We start from the raw sequence: 18,924 nt of genomic DNA, 5'->3' as shown, positions 1-18,924 counted from the left end.
TCCATAAGGAAAGCACATGACTACTAGCATGACTCGTACTTCCGCTCTCGATACTGACATGCTCGGTATGGTCCCGATGGTGATCGAGCAGAGCGGTCGCGGCGAACGCGCGTACGATATTTATTCGCGTTTGTTGAAAGAGCGCATTATCTTTTTGGTCGGACCGGTCAATGACCATTCGGCCAATCTGATTGTTGCGCAGTTGCTGTTCCTTGAAAGCGAAAATCCGGACAAGGATATTTCCTTGTATATCAATTCGCCAGGCGGTTCTGTTTCGGCAGGCATGGCGATTTTTGATACGATGCAATTCATTAAACCGAATGTCTCGACGCTGTGTACCGGTCTGGCTGCATCGATGGGTGCTTTCCTGTTGGCTGCTGGTGAAAAAGGCAAACGTTTCTCTTTGCCTAATTCACGCATCATGATTCATCAGCCATTGGGCGGCGCACAAGGCCAGGCTTCGGATATCGAAATCCAAGCGCGCGAAATTCTTTATCTGCGTGAACGTCTGAATGCGATTCTTGCTGAAAGAACCGGCAAGTCAATTGATGAGATCAGCAAAGATACTGATCGGGACAACTTCATGTCAGCCGCGGCTGCTGTCGAATACGGCATGATTGATAGTGTTTTAGCAACGCGATCCTGATAGGATTGTAATTGTTGTACAAAGTGACGCCCGGGCGCTTCAACGTTCGGGCGTTTTACATTGTGATCTTGGTTAATGTTGATTTCGTGCACGACGTGACGAATCTGTAATTCACAGGTAATATCAACCCGCAATCAAGATCAATCTGTATCAACCAAAGATAACGCGCACCATGTCAGAAAAAAAATCCTCAAGCGGCGAAAAATTGCTCTATTGCTCGTTTTGCGGCAAGAGCCAACACGAGGTTAAAAAGCTCATCGCGGGACCATCCGTGTTCATTTGCGATGAGTGCATCGACTTGTGCAACGACATTATTCGCGATGAAGCCTCCAGCGTGGAAACGCTGGCTGGTGGCCCGCGCACCGACCTGCCAACACCGCAGGAATTGTGCGAGTTGCTTGATCAATATGTGATCGGCCAAAATTCAGCCAAACGCATTTTGTCGGTAGCGGTTTATAACCACTACAAACGCCTGAAACATCTGGGTAAAAAAGACGACGTTGAATTGGCAAAGAGTAATATTTTGCTGGTCGGTCCAACCGGCTCCGGTAAAACATTGCTGGCACAAACACTTGCCCGTACGCTGGACGTGCCTTTCGTTATCGCCGACGCTACCACGCTGACGGAAGCGGGTTATGTTGGTGAAGACGTAGAAAACATCATTCAAAAGTTGCTGCAAAACTGTAACTACGAAGTCGAGCGCGCGCAAAAAGGGATTGTCTATATCGATGAAATCGACAAGATTTCACGCAAGTCAGACAACCCTTCGATTACCCGCGACGTCTCCGGTGAAGGCGTACAACAAGCTTTGCTGAAACTGATCGAGGGCACGATGGCTTCAGTACCGCCACAAGGCGGTCGCAAGCATCCTAACCAGGATTTCGTGCAGATTGATACCACCAATATCATGTTCATTTGCGGCGGTGCGTTCGACGGTTTGGCCAGGATCATTTCCGAGCGTTCAGAGAAGAGCGGTATCGGCTTCTCAGCTACCGTGAAGAGCCGTGAAGAGCGTACGGCAAGTCAAGTTATGCTGGATACCGAGCCAGAAGATTTGATCAAATTTGGTCTGATTCCTGAATTGGTAGGCCGCTTGCCAGTCGTCGCCACCTTGCGTGAACTGGATGAAGAAGCACTGATTCAGATCTTGCTCGAGCCGAAAAATGCGTTGATCAAGCAATACTCCAAATTGTTGCAAATGGAAGGCGCTGAACTGGAAATCCGTCCTGCTGCCTTGCAAGCAATCGCGAAGAAAGCAATTGCGCGCAAGACCGGAGCACGTGGTTTGCGGTCGATTCTGGAACACGCATTGCTCGACGTTATGTATGAATTGCCAAACGAGCAAAATGTTTCGAAGGTCGTCATCGACGAAGGCACGATTACCAACGGTGCAAAACCATTGCTGATCTATCACGAGCAACCTAAGGTTTCTGGCGCAAAATAGTAAATATCTGCAAAAACAGCAGGAAATATCAAAAAACAGGCTCTTTTGAGCCTGTTTTTAATTTAAAACGCAGTACAATAAAGTCAGCAGAGATCATTCAGGCTTACATCGTAAAGCCACTTCGAAGACAACTTCGCGGGTGGCTTTTTTTGTTTTTCGGGCTGATTTTTGTTGCTGTCCGGGCTTGTGTTTTGGCCGTTAGCGCCAACATCATTAACATGTTTATCGATAAGGCTCGCCATGACGACTACTATTTCCACTGAACAAACCCAACTACCTCTATTGCCGTTGCGCGATGTCGTTGTCTTCCCGCACATGGTGATCCCTCTGTTCGTCGGTCGTCCGAAGTCCATCAAGGCACTCGAAGCTGCGATGGAGCAAGGCAAGAGCATCATGCTTGCGGCGCAAAAAGCCGCTGCCAAGGACGAACCTTCCGCCGATGACATATATGAAATCGGTTGCGTCGCCAATATTTTGCAAATGCTGAAGCTGCCGGATGGAACCGTCAAGGTACTCGTCGAAGGTGCACAGCGCGCGCGCATTCATCACATCAGCGAACTCGACACACACTTTGTGGCCGATTTGACGCCGATCGAATCTGAAGTGGGCGAAGAATCTGAAGTCGAAGCGATGCGGCGCGCGATCGTTCAGCAGTTCGACCAGTACGTCAAACTGAACAAAAAAATTCCACCAGAAATTCTGACCTCGTTGGCAGGAATCGATGATGCTGGTCGTCTGGCTGACACCATTGCTGCGCACCTGCCGCTGAAGCTGGAACAGAAGCAAGTCATTCTGGAAATTTTCAACGTCTCCAAGCGTTACGAACATCTGTTGGGTCAACTGGAAGGCGAGCTCGATATTTTGCAAGTCGAGAAGCGTATCCGTGGCCGCGTCAAACGTCAGATGGAAAAATCGCAGCGCGAATATTATTTGAACGAGCAAGTCAAAGCGATTCAAAAAGAATTAGGTGAGGGCGAAGAGGGCGCTGATTTCGAAGAACTCGAGAAAAAAGTGCTGCTAGCCAAGATGCCGAAAGAGGCACTTGCCAAAGCTCAAAATGAGTTGAAAAAACTGAAGCTGATGTCGCCTATGTCAGCTGAAGCAACAGTTGTACGTAACTATATTGATACCCTAGTCGGTTTGCCTTGGAAGAAAAAATCCAAAGTGAACAACGATCTGAGCAATGCCGAAAAAGTATTGGAAGATGATCACTATGGTCTCGACAAGGTAAAAGAACGCATACTGGAATACCTCGCCGTACAACAACGTGTCGACAAACTGAAGGCTCCGATTTTGTGCTTCGTCGGTCCTCCAGGCGTGGGTAAAACTTCGCTCGGTCAATCGATTGCGCGCGCGACGAACCGCAAGTTCATTCGTATGGCTTTAGGTGGCGTGCGTGATGAAGCAGAGATTCGCGGTCATCGTCGTACCTATATCGGTTCGATGCCGGGCAAGATTTTGCAAAGCATGGCCAAGGCTGGCGTGCGCAATCCATTGTTCTTGCTCGATGAAATTGACAAGATGGGCGCTGACTTCCGTGGCGATCCGTCATCAGCTTTGCTTGAGGTGCTTGATCCAGAACAGAACCACACGTTCTCTGATCACTACATCGAAGTTGATTTCGATTTGTCGGATGTCATGTTTGTTGCGACTTCAAACTCGTACAACATTCCACCTGCATTGCTGGATCGTATGGAAGTGATTCGTCTGTCGGGTTATACCGAAGATGAAAAAACTAGCATTGCACAACGCTATTTGTTGCCTAAGCAGATCAAGAACAATGGTCTGAAAGAAGGTGAAATCAGCGTGGCGGAATCAGCGATACGCGACATCATTCGTTACTACACACGTGAAGCTGGCGTGCGTTCGCTGGAACGTGAAATTTCGAAAATCTGCCGCAAGGTCGTAAAAATGCTTCTACTTAAAAAGCAGGAGAAAAAAATTGCGGTCACTTCGAAAAATATCGACAAGTTCCTCGGTGTGCGTCAATTCGATTTCGGCGTAGCTGAAAAAGAAAATCAAATCGGCCAAGTCGTTGGTTTGGCATGGACTGAAGTTGGCGGTGATTTGCTGACTATCGAAGCTATGAGCATGCCAGGCAAGGGCGGCATTATCCGTACCGGGACTTTGGGTGATGTGATGAAGGAATCAATCGAAGCGGCCCGCACGGTTGTGCGCAGTCGTGCGAAAAAACTCGGTATCAAAGCTGACATTTTCGAAAAGAGCGATATCCACATTCACGTCCCTGAAGGTGCGACGCCGAAAGACGGACCGTCGGCCGGTGTTGCGATGACGCTTGCGATGGTATCGGTCTTTACCGGCATTCCAGTACGTGCAGACGTAGCCATGACGGGTGAAATTACTTTGCGTGGTGAAGTCTTGCCCATTGGTGGCTTGAAGGAAAAACTGCTGGCAGCGCATCGTGGCGGTATCAAGACTGTTTTGATTCCAGAGCAAAATGTGAAGGATCTGGCAGAGATTCCCGACAATGTAAAAAACAAGTTGGAGATCGTGCCGGTACGCTGGATTGATAAAGTGCTTGAGATTGCATTAGAGCGCGCACCAGTTGCCTTGACAGACGAGGAGGCTGCTGTGGTGGAAGCTGCTGTTGCCAAACCATCCGAACCGACGGATTCCGGTGTCGTGAAACACTAAGTTGTCTCTTGCTAAGAAAGCGCTCTGCGGAGCGCTTTTTTTTCGTTTAAAAAAGGAATGCTGCACAAGCACATGGAAAATCGAACATGAACGCCTTGTTTTCATAGGGGAAAACGCCGCAAAGCGCTTGACACAAGGCTTTGCGGCTTGTTTAATACCTGCTGCAGATTTTTCTGCGACCGCATCCTCGTCTTGCTGATCCCGGCGAGCATGATGATGCGGCTTTCAACCTTTGTGAGGGGACGTTAGTGAATAAGACAGAATTGATTGACCACATTGCTGGTTCCGCCGACATTTCCAAAGCTGCTGCAACGCGCGCGCTTGATGCTGTTATCGTTGCAGTCAAAACAACTTTGAAAAAAAGTGGCACAGTAACCTTGGTTGGTTTCGGTACATTCTCTGTAGGCAAGCGTGCAGCACGCACAGGTAGAAATCCACGCACAGGCGAAGCGATTAAAATCAAAGCAGCCAAAGTGCCTAAATTCAAACCAGGCAAGGCTCTGAAAGACGCCGTTAATTAATCATTGCTGAACACAATTTGCTGGTGCAAATTGCTTCAACATGCTGTAAAATAATTTCTTTGCGGCGTGGTGACAACGCTGTATGTTTGGCTGAATTAAGCAAGTGCGGGAAATATACGCAGTCGGGTGCTTAGCTCAGTTGGTAGAGCGGCGCCCTTACAAGGCGTAGGTCGGCGGTTCGACCCCGTCAGCACCCACCATCAGTCAAACTCGCAAATAATCATCAAGTAGTTTAGGAGTGGTAGTTCAGCTGGTTAGAATACCGGCCTGTCACGCCGGGGGTCGCGGGTTCGAGTCCCGTCCACTCCGCCAAAAAAGCAAAAAAGGCGAACGAGAGTTCGCCTTTTTTCATATGCGACGTAATAATCTGTTTGTGATTGGTTAGCCATGTTCGAATTTATCCGCACCCATCGACGCCTCATGCAGTTTGTACTGCTGTTGATTATTCTGCCTTCGTTCGCTTTCGTCGGACTGGAAAGCTATACCAGCATGGGCGACGCTTCAAATACAGTGGCGAAGGTCGGTGATCAAACTATTACGCAACCTGAATGGGATGCGGCGCAACGCGAACAGATGGAACGTTTTCGTCAAATGTTCGGCGAACAGTTCGACGCAAAGATGTTTGATACGCCAGAAGCCAAACAGGAAATTTTGAATAACCTGATTGCTCAACGCGTGCTCGCAGTTGAAGCCAAACAAAACAAACTCTTTGTGTCGGATCAATCCCTGCAGCAAACCATTATCAATATGGGTGGCTTGACGACTGCCGATGGCAAGTTCGACGTCGAGCGCTACAAATCCATTCTTGCTGCGCAAGGCATGACGCCAACTACCTATGAAGCACGTCTGCGCCAGGATCTGACGTCGCAGCAAGTCAATGCGGCAATTCAAAGTACTGCGTTTGCGCCAGACTCATTGGCTAAGCGCTTGTCGGAGTTGGGCGAGCAAGAGCGCGAAGTGCAGCAATTGGCGTTCCGCGCATCGGATTATGTAGCGCAGGTCAAGGTAAGTGACGACATGCTTAAGTCGTACTACGAAAGGAGTAATCAGTTTGATTTGCCGGAGCAGGTTAAAGCGGAATATGTAGTGTTGACTGCAGATGCTCTGGCGGCGCAAATCAATGTCAGCGATGCTGACATCAAATCGTATTACGAACAAAACACAAAACAGTACGGCACCGAAGAACAGCGTCGTGCCAGTCATATTCTGATCGGCGTCAATAAAGATGCATCCGATGCAGATAAAGCTGCGGCCAAGGCCAAGGCAGAAAAATTGCTGGCTTCGCTGCGCAAGAATCCGCAGGAATTTGCCAAATTGGCCAAGGAAAATTCGGTTGATACAGGCTCCGCAGAACGCGGTGGCGATCTTGGATTTTTCGGCAAGGGTTCCATGGTCAAGCCATTTGAAGATGCTGCCTTCAAGTTGAAGCAGGATGAAGTGAGCGATCTGGTGCAATCGGATTATGGTTTCCATATCATCAAAGTCACCGCTATCAAACCTGCTGCGGTCAAGCCGCTGGAACAAGTAAAAAGTGAAATTGCCAACGACATCAGAAAGCAATTGGTCGGCAAAAAATATGCGGAAACAGCAGATGTGTTTAACAACACGGTCTACGAGCAGGCAGATAGTTTGAAAGCGGTTGCAGACAAACTGAAGTTGAAAATTGAAACGACCGGTACGCTGACTCGTCAGGTGAATCCTGCTGTGGCACCTACCGCCCCTTACAATAATCAAAAATTCCTGACGGCTTTGTTCTCGGATGAATCACTGAAAAACAAACGCAATACAGAGGCGGTCGAAGTTGCACCGAACACGCTGATCGCAGGTCGTGTCGTTGAATACAAGCCAGCGACCAAGCGTCCTTTTGATGAAGTTAAGGCATTGGTGCAAGAACGCGTGATTCAGACTGAAGCGCACGCATTGGCGAAAAAGGCTGGCGAAGCGAAATTGGCTGCCTTGAAAGAGAAGGATGATGCGACTGGTTTCTCCGCAACGCAAACCGTTTCGCGAGCAAAAAGCCAGGGCCTGAATCCTGCAGTATTTTTGGCCGTGATGAAGGCAGACACCAGCAAGTTGCCGTCTTATGCCGGTTTGGAAGCGCCGCAAGGTTATGCCGTGCTGAGAGTGGTTCGGGTTGTGCAGCCGACTAATGTTGATAGTGCCAAGCGCCAGGCCGAGCACCAACAGATTGCCGCAGCATTGGCTCAGCAGGAAACACATGCCTATATTGAGGCCTTGAAGAAAAAGGCCAAAGTGAAGATTGTGAAGCCGCTCGCTGCCAAATCCGAGACTACTGAATAATTCGGAAGATGTTTGAGAATATGAAAAGCCGCTAATCACTAGCGGCTTTTTTTATTTTAAAGTGATAATCAGTGGCTTCAGTTGCGGCCAGATATTGTTGAGTATTCTGGGATGTGCCGCAGCACTGGGATGAATACGATCTGCTTGAAACAGCTCGGGTTTTTCAGCCACGCCTTGCAGCATGAAGGGGACGAGCGCAATCTTGTTTTCCTTGGCCAGCGTGGGGAAGAGGGCGGCAAATTGTTTGGTGTAATCGCCACCGTAATTAGGCGGTATCTGCATGCCCACCAATAACACTTTTGCTTTCACATCCTTCGCACTTCGGATCATGCTGCGCAAATTCTGCTGCGTGGCGGTGAGTGACAAACCGCGTAGCGCATCATTGGCACCGAGTTCGATGATCACAACGGCTGGTTGATGCTTTGCGAGCAAGGCCGGTAGTCTTGCTTTTCCGCCGCTGGTAGTTTCACCGCTGATGCTGGCATTGACGATTGGTGCAGCAATCTTTTCGGTCTCCATTTTTTTCTGCAACAGAGTGACCCAACCTTCACCGCGGACCAGCCCGTATTCTGCTGACAGACTGTCGCCGAGCACGAGTATGGTTTTTGATGCAGAATAAGCACTCGTTCCAAACGACATCAAGGCAGCCAACATCAGCGCGTGCAATGTCGTCCTTAATCCTTTTCCCATCTGATACGAAAACCTGAAATCTATCCGCATGCCTGAATCCTCTACTGTTTATCCTGCAATCGAAGCAATCAATCTGACTAAACGTGTGGCCGATGCAACGGGGGAGCTGACCATCCTGCAAGCGGTTGATTTTACCGTGCAAGCGGGAGATACGCTGGCCATCGTCGGCGCATCGGGCTCTGGCAAGTCAACCCTGCTCGGTTTGCTGGCGGGATTGGACACCCCATCCGATGGAACGGTCAAACTGGACAACGTGGATATCTTCGCGCTCGATGAAGATGGCCGCGCCCGTTTGCGTAAGGAAAAACTCGGTTTTGTTTTCCAGTCGTTTCAATTGCTGGGACATTTGAATGCAGTGGAAAACGTCATGTTGCCGCTTGAATTACGTAATGATGGCAAGGCGCGAGAGAAAGCTGAAGCCATGCTGGCACGCGTGGGCCTCTCCAGTCGTTTGAAGCATTACCCGAAATACCTTTCGGGCGGCGAGCAGCAGCGGGTTGCATTGGCGCGCGCCTTTGTCAGTGAGCCACCATTGCTGTTTGCGGATGAACCTACCGGCAGTCTGGACGCTGCGACTGGCGAGTCGGTAATCAAATTGATGTTCGAATTGAACCAGGAGCGCAAGTCGACTTTGGTGTTGGTGACGCATGATCCATCGATTGCCGCCTTGTGCAAACGCACCATCACGATCGCTGCGGGTCGTCTTGTATAGAAGGTGATTGTTGTCGCACTGATTGTTGCCGCAGCTACCGCGGCGAGTGCTGTCTTGATACGAGCTGATTCAGTACCGCACGTATTTCAGGAATCAACTCGCTTGCGGTGACGCCGATTGGCCCGATGCCGCTTGCCACCAGATTGTCCGCCGCCTTGCCGTGCAACCAGACGGCGGCCAGCGCAGCTTCCCACACCGGCCATTTCTGTGCCAGCAGGGCTCCGCACAAGCCCGACAACACATCACCCGCACCGGCAGTCGCCAGTGCCGGGTTACCTGTTGTGTTGATCACGACTGCACCATCCGGTGCCGCGATGACTGAGCCGGAACCTTTCAGTATCGTCACTGCATTGAATTTTTTTGCAATAGTGCGCGCTGCCGCCAAACGATCTGCCTGTATGAGCGAGTTTGAAATTCCGAGCAGGCGCGCGGCTTCCAAAGGGTGCGGCGTCAAGAGCGAGAGGGCTTTGCGCGACAATAATTTTTGTTGCAGGCCGCTTTCCACTGCAATGAGATTCAAGGCATCGGCATCCAATACCAGCGGCACATTTGCGGCTAGCGCCTGGAGCAAAAAATCGTGGGCATCCCGCGACGTTCCCAGCCCTGGCCCTGCCACAATCGTCGCGCTGTTGAAGTCGAAGTCGGCGGCCCGTCGACACATGAGTTCGGGTTGTGCATTGTCGTAGTTTAATGCTTCGTCAATGCCGGCAATGAATACGCGGCCTGCACCAGATTTTGCAGCCGTTCGCGCAGCCAGTACTGCGGCGCCGACCATCCCGTGCGCGCCGCCAAGCACGCTGACATCGCCGTAACTGCCCTTGTGTGAATTTTGCCGCCTGTGTTGCAGCGTGTTTGCAAACAATTCAACATGATTCAACTGTGATGACGATGGCGGATATAAAGCCGCCTCCAGCCCCAAATCGCTGACCTGTACCTGGCCTGCGTAATCGCGGCCATCACAGGTATGTAATCCGGCTTTATTGCCGATGAAGGTGATCGTATGCGTCGCCCGGATTGCAGCGGCTCTGCCATCTCCTGGAATGAAGGCGTTGGCGTCGACAATCATGCCGGTATCTGCGTCCAGCCCGCTGGGAACATCAAGTGCGAGTACAGGGCAGTGGAGGTTGTTGATATATTCGATGAGTCTGGCAATGTCGCCAGTAATCGGACGCGTTAACCCAATGCCGAACAAGCCATCTAGGACCAGTGCCCAATCGTTATGCGTAGGAAGAATGTCGTGGATCACATGAGCAGGACTGTCCTGTGCGCGCAACAAGGCCTGTTGCGCATCCGCCGGCAGGCGAGCCGGATCACAAGAAAAATGAATCGCGACATCCCAGCCGGAGTTCGCCAACTGACTTGCTGCCTCTAGCGCATCGCCGCCATTGTTGCCGGGGCCGACCAGGACCAGTATCGTCGCACCGCCATCATGATCTGCCAGCAATTGCCGCGCATAGTCGGCAGCGGCCGTCCCTGCACGCTGCATCAGCGTATAAGACGGGCATGTTGCGAACGCCGCGTGTTCGATTTGGCGGATTTCTGCAACGGTATAAAGGGTGAGGTTGCTGGGCATCGGATGGTGCAATCTGAAAAAATGTGAAAGCAGGCTGCAATGACAAATTATCTTGATTCTAGTCCAATCCGCTTTCACTTCGATCCGTTGTACTGCAAACAGCACGCGGATTTAGAATAAGTAGCGTTGATTGGCTGCAATCAGCCAAAGCGCATCGGCGTCAAACCATCCAGGTCGATATCCGGCGTGTGATCAGAAACGATATCCGCCACTACTTTGGCCGAGCCGGCCGCCATGGCCCAGCCCGTCGCGCCGTGGCCGATATTGACGTATACATTTCTGACTGGCGTTGCGCCCAGCACAGGCGGGCCGTCCGGCATCATCAGGCTGGTGCCGGACCAGAAAGACGCAGTATTCAAGTTGCATGCATCCGGGAACCAGTCATAGCCCACTTTAAGCAAGGTGTTCAATGCTGCCTGGCGCAGTTCCTGTGTGCGTGCGCCCAATTCCGCAGTGCCAGCAATGCGTATGCGATTACCCATGCGCGTGATCGCCACCTTGTATGCCTCATCGAAGACTGCGGCGATTGGCGCAGATTCAAAGTTGCGTATGGTCGCTGTAGCGGAATAGCTTTTAACTGGATAAACGGGTAAATGCACGCCCATCGGAGCCAGGAGTTTGGCACTGTCGGCTCCGCTTGCGAGTACCACTTTGTCTGCAGAATAGCTGTAATCGTCAATCCGAATATCCACCCCGCGCGCGATCTGGCGTATCGATTTGACGTTGCTGGCAAAATGAAACTCAACTCCCATCGCTTGCGCAAGCTGGCGAATCTGACGGGTGAACAACGGGCAGTTGCCGGATTCATCTGCCGGCAAATGCAGGCTGCCGGCCAGCGGCGTATTGGTATTTAGCGCCGGTTCGATCGCGCGCAATGCATCCGCATCAGGCAAGTCATGCCGAATGCCATTAGCAGCCAGAAAGTCGATGCCGGGTTTCGCTAACTGCAGGTCGCGTTCTGAACGGAACAATTGAAGATAGCCTGCCGCCTGTTCGTAGTCCAGCTGATGCCGGTCGCGTAGTTGCTGCATGATGTCGCTGCTGTAAAAAGCAATGCGTTGCATGCGTTCGCGATTGATTTGATAGCGGGCGATATCGGATTCCTTCAGCCAGCGGCGCATCCAGCGCCACAGTGACGGGTCGAGCACGCGATTGAAGAATAAAGGCGATTCTGCTTTCAGCAGATAAGAGGAAAAGGATTGCGGCACGCCCGGCGCTGCCCAGGGTGCGATGCTGGAAGGGGCGAGTATGCCGGAGTCGCCAAAGCTGGCTTCTTCCGCCACATTGTTGCGACGTTCGATGACGACGACTTCGTGTCCTGCTTCAGCTAAAAAATAGGCAGTACAGACACCAATTACACCCGCACCAACAACTGCTACTTGCATTACTTCTATCCTTCCTGGAATTAGCTCGCCATGTTACCAAGCGGCCCTATCAATACGCCAGCACAACAAGGTGAAATCGCTAATAAGTTGCACGGATGCGATAGCTTGGGGCCGTGCCAAGCGAAATTTGCTTTAATTAATATTGACGTACCCATAAAAAAACCGTGCCTGAAGCACGGTTTTTAAGTAAATCGGCAAGTAAGCGGCCGACTTGGCGTCTATCGTCACAAGGGCTTGCGGCCGCTGATGATACGCAGCAGGATAATCACGATGGCAATTACCAGCAGAATATGGATGAAACCGCCGATGGTATAAGAACTGACCAGACCGACCAGCCACAGGATTACAAGTACGACTGCAATGGTATAGAGCATGGCAATTTCCTTTCGATTTATTGGTTCATGATGGAATGCTCGCTATAGCAACTTTAAGCTCTATTTTTATCGCCGGCAACTTACGCCGGTATCGTATGTACATATGCCGATAAAAATAGCGATCGCAGTAATCCAGTAGATTTGCAATTAGCTTGTTCGCAGTTTAGCGCTACGCCTATTGCTCCTCTGTACGTTATCGAACATAGATACATCGATAGGATTTATGGTGTGAATGGCCATGATTTATAGAGAAGCCTATGGGACAATCGCTGCACGTTTATTTCATCAGTATGGTGTTCTTAATGCGGCGATCAATTTTTCAGGTACACAATCATGAATAATAATAAGACAGATAAACAAGATGACATGGTAGTGCCTGATGAGCTTAAGTTTCAGACACCTTCAGGTGCCGCAGAGATGGAGCGCATCCATATCCCGGTCAATGCGCGTGGTGTGGCGCTGACCATTCTGGCTAGCGTGGCCTTTGTATTCGCACTATCGGCCGCGCATAAATTTTTCATCCCGCTGGTATTCGGCATCTTCATTGCCTATACCTTGAATCCATTGGTGGTTCGCCTTGAACGCTTACGTATTCCACGTGTGATCGGGACCGTGGTGGTAATCACGACGATATTAACCAGTGCATTGTGGACAGCGAATAATCTGCGGGATGAATTCAATTCGATATTGGTCAGTTTGCCGGCAGCGACGCAAAAGTTATCGCGCTCTATCAAGCAGTTACAACGCGATCAAACCAGCACTATCCAGCAAATGCAGGTTGCGGCGTCAGAAATTGAAAAAGCAACCAATCAGGCCACCGGAGCGCGGCCGGTGGTAAAAAGCGGCAGCACCGAGCAATCCGTATTTAATTTAAGCCAATGGTTGTGGTCTGGTTCGGTAGGTGTAGTTGCTTTTGTAAGCCAGGCCTTGATGGTGATTTTCCTGGTGTTTTTCTTTTTGCTGTCTGGTGACATGTTCAAGCGCAAGCTGGTAAAAATCAGTGGCCATTCGCTGTCATCCCGCAAAATTACCGTGCACATTCTGGATGCGATCAATACTTCGATTCAGAATTACATGTTGATGATGTTGATTACCAATGTCATTTTCGGCTTGCTGATGTGGATTGCGCTACGCTGGATAGGCCTTGAAAATGCAGGAGCGTGGGCAGTTGCGGCCGGATTCCTGCACATCATTCCTTATTTCGGGCCGTTGCTGATCGTCGCGGCCACAGGCGTATCTGCTTTCATGCAGTTCGGAACCTTCGCTTCTGTATTGGCTGTCACTGGTGCCACGCTGGCGATTGCCACTATCGTAGGAACATTCGTGACGACCTGGATGACGGGGCGCATCGCAAGGATGAATACGGTGGCAGTTTTTGTGTCGCTCCTGTTCTGGACATGGCTATGGGGCGTGTGGGGCATGCTGCTCGGGATTCCGATCATCGTGATCGTCAAAGTCATTTCGGAGCACATAGAGGGCTGGCAAGTTATTGCCGAACTTTTAGGTGAATGATCACTTGCCAGCCAGTTTTCACTGGATGTGCCGCATTTCCATCAGTCGGCGTATTATGTGTCTGTCAACTAAGTCGGCGCACTATTGTTGGCGCTATGGTTCTAGAGTTTATTTACCAAACACCATCAATCAAGGATGAACGTTATGCAAAATACTGATGACTTCGGAAAGCTGCTTTTGCGGCTAGTGCTGGGGATATTGATCCTGTTGCACGGCATCGCAAAGATCATTGCTGGTCCGGCATTTATTATTGCCTCGGTAAAGGCGGCCGGCTTGCCGTCGCAACTGGCTTATCTCGTCTATGTGGGCGAGGTCCTCGCTCCAATCTTGTTAATTGTCGGCATCTGGTCACGACCGGCAGCATTGATCATCGCCGGCAATATGGCTTTTGCGATTTTCCTCGTGCATATGAAACAGTTGGGATCGCTGAACGAGCAGGGCGGCTGGGCGCTGGAACTGCAAGGCATGTTCCTGGTGACAGCGCTGGCACTGGCTTTCCTTGGGGCGGGACGCTTTAGCCTGGGTGGTCGTGGCGGCAGGTGGAATTGATCCTGGCCAGACTACACCCGCTGTGAATATGCCGTATGGATCAATAAGGGACGCATGGAAATGCGTCCCTTATGCATTTCGATGACAGTAATCCTTGCCGTTCAGGCAGTTTTTAGACAGTTACCCGGCAGTTAAACGGTCTCTGTCGCGGTATAATCACGCTTTCTGATTTAACTCGCGGGACGGCAGCGGATTTACTCTGCTTTTCTGCATCAACTACCTTCTCGCCATGCTGATTTTGCCAGGTTCCAACGCCCTGTCTGCTTTTCGTACCGAACGCCTCTTACTGCAACTGCAAGAAATCGATCATGCAATCGTCAGCATTACCGGACGATATATGCATTTTGTCGATTCCGCTGTGGCTATCGCGCCTGACGATGTCAAGCGCTTGGCTGGTTTGCTGACTTACGGTGAGCCATTTGATGGCAAGATCGAAGGCGAAGAATTCGTCGTGATCCCGCGCTTCGGCACGATTTCGCCATGGGCCAGCAAGGCCACCGATATTGCGCACAATTGCGGCATGACGGATATCCGCCGCATAGAACGCGGCATCCTGTATGTCGTGCACCTGAAATCAGGTTTGCTTGGCGGCGTTAAAAAATTATCAGATGAAGGCATCGCCGCCGTACAGGCTTTGCTGCACGATCGCATGACGGAAATGGTGTTGCGCAGCGCCGAAAAAGCCGCTGGCCTGTTTGGCGAACTCGAAGCCAAGCCATTGGCATTCATCGATATCGCGCAAGGCGGCAAAGACGCATTAGTGAATGCCAATACCGAACTCGGCCTGGCCTTGTCTGAGGACGAAATCGATTATCTGCTGGCCGCATTCACCACGGCCAAACGCAATCCGACCGACGTCGAATTGATGATGTTCGCACAGGCAAACAGTGAACACTGCCGCCATAAAATTTTCAATGCCGACTGGACGATAGATGGCGAGAAGCAGGATAAATCCCTGTTCGCCATGATCAAGAATACCCACCAACTGGCACCGCGCGGCACCGTGGTTGCATACAGTGACAATTCATCGGTGATTGAAGGTGCGACCGTTTCGCGTTTCTATCCACGCGGCGCAGCCAGCGGCAACGTGTATCAAGCATCGGAAGAGTTGACGCATATTCTGATGAAGGTCGAAACGCATAATCACCCGACTGCGATCTCGCCATTTCCTGGTGCTTCGACGGGAGCCGGCGGCGAAATTCGCGATGAAGGTGCAACTGGTCGCGGCGCCAAGCCGAAGGCTGGCTTGAGCGGGTTTACGGTTTCCAATCTGATGTTGCCGGATGCGGTGCAGCAGTGGGAAAACGCTAACGATGTCACCATCGCGATTACAGAAGATTCAGAATCTAATGTGTACGGCAAACCTGATCGCATCGCATCGGCTTTGCAGATCATGATCGAGGGTCCTATCGGTGCGGCTTCGTTCAACAATGAATTTGGCCGTCCGAATCTGGGCGGTTATTTCCGTACCTACGAACAAAACGTGGCCGGCTCGGTCAACGGCTATCACAAGCCGATCATGATCGCCGGCGGTATCGGCAGCATTTCGGCCAAACATACGAAGAAGCACGATCTGCCGGTCGGCAGCTTGTTGATTCAGTTGGGTGGCCCGGGCATGCGCATCGGCATGGGCGGCAGCGCCGCTTCGTCGATGGCGACTGGTGCAAATACTGCGGATCTGGATTTCGATTCGGTACAACGCGGCAATCCTGAAATGGAACGCAGGGCGCAAGAAGTTATCAATGCATGCTGGGCCATGCAGGATGACAATCCTATTCTGTCGATACATGACGTAGGTGCCGGTGGTTTGTCGAATGCATTTCCGGAAATCACCAACGATGCAAAACGCGGCGCGATCTTTGATCTGCGCGCAGTTCCGCTGGAAGAAAGCGGCATGGCACCGAAGGAAATCTGGAGCAATGAATCGCAGGAACGTTATGTTCTCGCGATTGCGCCGGAAAGCCTGCCGCAATTCGAATACCTGTGCAAACGCGAGCGCTGTCTGTTTGCCGTCGTCGGCACCGCGACCGAAGAACGTCAACTGAAGGTGATCGATCCGCAACACGGCAATGAGCCTGTCGACATGCCGATGGATGTCTTGCTCGGCAAGCCGCCGAAAATGCACAGAGACGTCAGCCACGTCCAGCAAACCTTGCCTGCAGTCGATTTGACCGGCATCGATTTGCTGGAAGCATCGGTACGCGTGTTGCGCCTGCCTACTGTCGCCGATAAATCATTCCTGATCACGATCGGTGATCGTACCGTCGGCGGTACCACGGTGCGTGACCAGATGGTCGGTCCGTGGCAAGTACCGGTGGCCGATTGCGCTGTCACCGCGATGAGCTTTGAAGGTTACCTCGGTGAAGCCATGGCAATGGGCGAACGTACGCCTTTGGCCGTCATCAATGCAGCAGCGTCCGGCCGTATGGCGGTGGGCGAAGCGCTGACCAATATTGCTGCAGCACCGATTGCTGACATTTCCGATATCAAGTTGTCTGCTAACTGGATGGCTGCTTGCGGCCAACCGGGGCAAGATGCAGCGCTGTTTGATACGGTAAAGGCTGTCGGTATGGAATTGTGCCCGGCCCTGTGCATCAGCATCCCGGTCGGTAAGGATTCCTTGTCCATGCGTACGACATGGCAGGACGATGGCGCAGACAAGGCCGTTATTTCACCTGTCTCACTGATCGTATCGGCATTTGCACCAGTCTATGATGTGCGTAAATCGCTGACGCCGCAACTGCGCACCGATGTGGGTGATACCGTATTGATCGTAATTGATCTGGGGCGCGGCAAGAACCGTTTAGGCGCATCTGCCTTTACGCAAGTCATACAGCAGCTCGGTAATGAGACGCCGGACGTTGATAGCGCAGAAGACCTGAAAGGATTCTTTAACGCGATTCAACGCTTGAACAAGGAACAGAAACTGCTCGCCTATCACGATAGGTCAGACGGTGGCTTGTTCGCAACCTTGTGCGAAATGGCGTTTGCCGGTCATAGCGGCCTGTCTGTCAATCTGGACATCCTGACGCTGGAAGGTGAACATGCCAGCGATGGTGGTGATGCGAAAAACTGGACCAGCCAGATTGCAGAACGTCGCAACGACATGACCTTGCGTGCCTTGTTCAACGAAGAACTGGGTGCGGTGATTCAAGTGCGCGCGGCCGAGAAATCGGATGTCATGAATGTGCTGCGTGAATACAATCTTGGTGCCTGCAGTCACATCATCGGCAAGCTGAGCGATGACGAAACAATTGAATTCACCCGTGATGCGAAGGTTATTTACAGCCAGTCGCGCATGGACTTGCATCGCTTCTGGAGCGAAACCAGCTGGCGCATTGCCCGTTTGCGTGACAATCCGGATTGCGCCGATGCAGAATACGATCGCATCCTCGACAAATTTGATCCCGGTATCAAGCCCGTACTGACTTTCGATCCGCAGGAAGATATCGCTGCCCCATTCATCGCCAAAGGAGCGCGGCCACGCGTGGCGATTCTGCGCGAGCAGGGCGTCAATTCACAGGTGGAAACAGCGTATGTGATGCACAAGTCAGGCTTTGAGGCAGTCGATGTGCACATGAGCGATCTGATTTCTGGTCGTGCATTCTTGAGTGATTTCAAAGGTCTGATCGCAGTTGGTGGCTTCTCTTACGGTGACGTACTGGGCGCCGGCGAAGGCTGGGCAAAAACCATTCTGTTCAATATGCAATTGGCAGAAGAGTTTGCAACCTACTTTGATCGCGCAGATACATTTGCCTTGGGTATCTGCAATGGCTGCCAGATGATGAGTAATCTGAAATCGATTATTCCTGGTGCACAGGCGTGGCCAAAGTTCACACGTAACAAGGCGGAGCAATTCCAGGCGCGCTTCTCGATGGTCGAAGTAGCAGATTCACCATCCATCTTCTTCAACGATATGGCCGGCACGCAGGCACCGATCGCCATCGCACATGGTGAAGGTTATGCAGATTTCTCGCTGACTGGCGACATCGACGAGGCTATCGTGGCGATGCGCTTTATCGATAACAAGGGTCACGCCAGCGAAACCTATCCGTACAACCCGAATGGTTCGCCAGAGGGTATTACATCAGTGACGACACCGGATGGCCGCTTTACGGTTTTGATGCCACATGCAGAACGCGTGTTCCGCAGTGTGCAGCAGTCTTATCATCCTGATTCGTGGGGCGAAGATTCACCATGGATGCGGATGTTCAGGAATGCACGTAAATGGGTGGGTTGATAAGCTCGTTTGTTTGATCGCAGTTTGCCGTTGCAAAGCGGCTCAATTAGAAAATGCCGTTCAGTTTTGACTGGGCGGCATTTTTTATTGGTGAGTATTTTTGTTATTAATATTTTTGCTTCTCCGTGGTGACTTGCCGGGGGTAGCCCGGCGGCTACTCACTTTTCTTGCTTCGCCAAGAAAAGTAAGCAAAAGAAGGCGACGCAGAAGCCGTTGCCCGCTGCGCGGGTTCCCAAGTCAAGCAATCATCAGTCGGGAGCACAAACAAACTCGCCTTTGGCTCAAACAGGTTTGCGCTCTTTATCCGCCTGACGACCGCTTG

At 51.4% G+C, this 18,924-nt stretch carries 13 protein-coding genes and 2 tRNA genes; 11 read left to right on the top strand and 4 right to left on the bottom strand.

Annotation, left to right across the window (positions count from 1 at the left end; genetic code table 11):
* Positions 1-16: 16 nt before the first annotated feature.
* The 7 genes from clpP to ACFQO0_RS00045 all read left to right on the top strand — a co-directional run bounded on the left by clpP (position 17) and on the right by ACFQO0_RS00045 (position 7,567).
* Positions 17-646 carry an ATP-dependent Clp endopeptidase proteolytic subunit ClpP gene (clpP, locus tag ACFQO0_RS00075; RefSeq protein ID WP_382231863.1) on the top strand — a complete coding sequence of 210 codons (630 nt, stop codon included), beginning with the start codon at positions 17-19 and terminating at the stop codon, positions 644-646.
* A 172-nt stretch (positions 647-818) separates the two neighbouring features.
* Positions 819-2,090: an ATP-dependent Clp protease ATP-binding subunit ClpX gene (gene clpX / locus ACFQO0_RS00070; protein WP_382231861.1), complete on the top strand. Its 1,272-nt coding sequence runs from the start codon at positions 819-821 to the stop codon at positions 2,088-2,090.
* Positions 2,091-2,330: 240 nt separating this feature from the next.
* Positions 2,331-4,745 (top strand): endopeptidase La, encoded by a 2,415-nt coding sequence (gene lon, locus ACFQO0_RS00065; RefSeq protein WP_382231859.1) that lies wholly within the window; start codon positions 2,331-2,333, stop codon positions 4,743-4,745.
* A gap of 158 nt (positions 4,746-4,903) precedes the next feature.
* Positions 4,904-5,266 carry an HU family DNA-binding protein gene (locus ACFQO0_RS00060; protein ID WP_382233955.1) on the top strand — a complete coding sequence of 121 codons (363 nt, stop codon included), beginning with the start codon at positions 4,904-4,906 and terminating at the stop codon, positions 5,264-5,266.
* 124 nt (positions 5,267-5,390) lie between these two features.
* Positions 5,391-5,466: transfer RNA gene (locus ACFQO0_RS00055), tRNA-Val, on the top strand.
* A gap of 35 nt (positions 5,467-5,501) precedes the next feature.
* Positions 5,502-5,578: transfer RNA gene (locus ACFQO0_RS00050), tRNA-Asp, on the top strand.
* A gap of 75 nt (positions 5,579-5,653) precedes the next feature.
* A complete protein-coding gene (locus ACFQO0_RS00045; protein ID WP_382231857.1) occupies positions 5,654-7,567 on the top strand; it encodes a SurA N-terminal domain-containing protein in 1,914 nt (637 codons plus the stop codon).
* A 51-nt stretch (positions 7,568-7,618) separates the two neighbouring features.
* On the opposite strand, the gene ACFQO0_RS00040 is transcribed toward ACFQO0_RS00045, so the two are convergent.
* Positions 7,619-8,287, bottom strand: coding sequence for an arylesterase (locus ACFQO0_RS00040; RefSeq protein ID WP_382231855.1), 669 nt, complete (start codon positions 8,285-8,287; stop codon positions 7,619-7,621).
* On the opposite strand from ACFQO0_RS00040, the gene ACFQO0_RS00035 reads away from it, so the two are divergent.
* The gene (locus tag ACFQO0_RS00035) at positions 8,286-8,969 is read left to right on the top strand and encodes an ABC transporter ATP-binding protein (RefSeq protein ID WP_382231854.1); all 684 of its coding nucleotides are present in this window, start codon (positions 8,286-8,288) and stop codon (positions 8,967-8,969) included. The genes ACFQO0_RS00040 and ACFQO0_RS00035 overlap by 2 nt on opposite strands.
* A gap of 34 nt (positions 8,970-9,003) precedes the next feature.
* On the opposite strand, the gene ACFQO0_RS00030 is transcribed toward ACFQO0_RS00035, so the two are convergent.
* The 3 genes from ACFQO0_RS00030 to ACFQO0_RS00020 all read right to left on the bottom strand — a co-directional run bounded on the left by ACFQO0_RS00030 (position 9,004) and on the right by ACFQO0_RS00020 (position 12,301).
* A complete protein-coding gene (locus tag ACFQO0_RS00030) occupies positions 9,004-10,542 on the bottom strand; it encodes an NAD(P)H-hydrate dehydratase (protein WP_382231852.1) in 1,539 nt (512 codons plus the stop codon).
* A gap of 140 nt (positions 10,543-10,682) precedes the next feature.
* Entirely contained in the window at positions 10,683-11,927 is a 1,245-nt protein-coding gene (locus ACFQO0_RS00025) for a D-amino acid dehydrogenase (RefSeq protein ID WP_382231850.1), read from the bottom strand.
* Positions 11,928-12,151: 224 nt separating this feature from the next.
* Positions 12,152-12,301 carry a lmo0937 family membrane protein gene (locus ACFQO0_RS00020; RefSeq protein ID WP_382231848.1) on the bottom strand — a complete coding sequence of 50 codons (150 nt, stop codon included), beginning with the start codon at positions 12,299-12,301 and terminating at the stop codon, positions 12,152-12,154.
* A 417-nt stretch (positions 12,302-12,718) separates the two neighbouring features.
* Here ACFQO0_RS00020 and ACFQO0_RS00015 point away from each other — a divergent pair, with 417 nt between their 5' ends.
* The 3 genes from ACFQO0_RS00015 to purL all read left to right on the top strand — a co-directional run bounded on the left by ACFQO0_RS00015 (position 12,719) and on the right by purL (position 18,602).
* A complete protein-coding gene (locus tag ACFQO0_RS00015) occupies positions 12,719-13,813 on the top strand; it encodes an AI-2E family transporter (RefSeq protein WP_382233953.1) in 1,095 nt (364 codons plus the stop codon).
* Between the two features lie 144 nt (positions 13,814-13,957).
* A complete protein-coding gene (locus ACFQO0_RS00010; protein WP_382231846.1) occupies positions 13,958-14,362 on the top strand; it encodes a DoxX family protein in 405 nt (134 codons plus the stop codon).
* 229 nt (positions 14,363-14,591) lie between these two features.
* Positions 14,592-18,602 carry a phosphoribosylformylglycinamidine synthase gene (purL, locus tag ACFQO0_RS00005; protein WP_382231844.1) on the top strand — a complete coding sequence of 1,337 codons (4,011 nt, stop codon included), beginning with the start codon at positions 14,592-14,594 and terminating at the stop codon, positions 18,600-18,602.
* Positions 18,603-18,924: the final 322 nt, after the last annotated feature.

This window comes from Herminiimonas aquatilis (genome assembly GCF_042665175.1).
In the GTDB taxonomy this organism is placed as follows: domain Bacteria; phylum Pseudomonadota; class Gammaproteobacteria; order Burkholderiales; family Burkholderiaceae_D; genus Oxalicibacterium; species Oxalicibacterium aquatilis.
The sequence above is the reverse complement of the archived record's forward strand: the minus strand, read 5'-3'. Positions and strand labels throughout refer to the sequence as shown.

What these genes read in the sequence shown, in the direction of transcription:
- clpP (WP_382231863.1), top strand. Translation starts at nt 17, where the DNA reads ATGACTACTAGCATGACTCGTACTTCCGCTCTCGATACTGACATGCTC.
- clpX (WP_382231861.1), top strand. Translation starts at nt 819, where the DNA reads ATGTCAGAAAAAAAATCCTCAAGCGGCGAAAAATTGCTCTATTGCTCG.
- lon (WP_382231859.1), top strand. Translation starts at nt 2,331, where the DNA reads ATGACGACTACTATTTCCACTGAACAAACCCAACTACCTCTATTGCCG.
- ACFQO0_RS00045 (WP_382231857.1), top strand. Translation starts at nt 5,654, where the DNA reads ATGTTCGAATTTATCCGCACCCATCGACGCCTCATGCAGTTTGTACTG.
- ACFQO0_RS00035 (WP_382231854.1), top strand. Translation starts at nt 8,286, where the DNA reads ATGCCTGAATCCTCTACTGTTTATCCTGCAATCGAAGCAATCAATCTG.
- ACFQO0_RS00040 (WP_382231855.1), bottom strand. Translation starts at nt 8,287, where the DNA reads ATGCGGATAGATTTCAGGTTTTCGTATCAGATGGGAAAAGGATTAAGG.
- ACFQO0_RS00030 (WP_382231852.1), bottom strand. Translation starts at nt 10,542, where the DNA reads ATGCCCAGCAACCTCACCCTTTATACCGTTGCAGAAATCCGCCAAATC.
- ACFQO0_RS00025 (WP_382231850.1), bottom strand. Translation starts at nt 11,927, where the DNA reads ATGCAAGTAGCAGTTGTTGGTGCGGGTGTAATTGGTGTCTGTACTGCC.
- ACFQO0_RS00020 (WP_382231848.1), bottom strand. Translation starts at nt 12,301, where the DNA reads ATGCTCTATACCATTGCAGTCGTACTTGTAATCCTGTGGCTGGTCGGT.
- ACFQO0_RS00015 (WP_382233953.1), top strand. Translation starts at nt 12,719, where the DNA reads ATGGAGCGCATCCATATCCCGGTCAATGCGCGTGGTGTGGCGCTGACC.
- ACFQO0_RS00010 (WP_382231846.1), top strand. Translation starts at nt 13,958, where the DNA reads ATGCAAAATACTGATGACTTCGGAAAGCTGCTTTTGCGGCTAGTGCTG.
- purL (WP_382231844.1), top strand. Translation starts at nt 14,592, where the DNA reads ATGCTGATTTTGCCAGGTTCCAACGCCCTGTCTGCTTTTCGTACCGAA.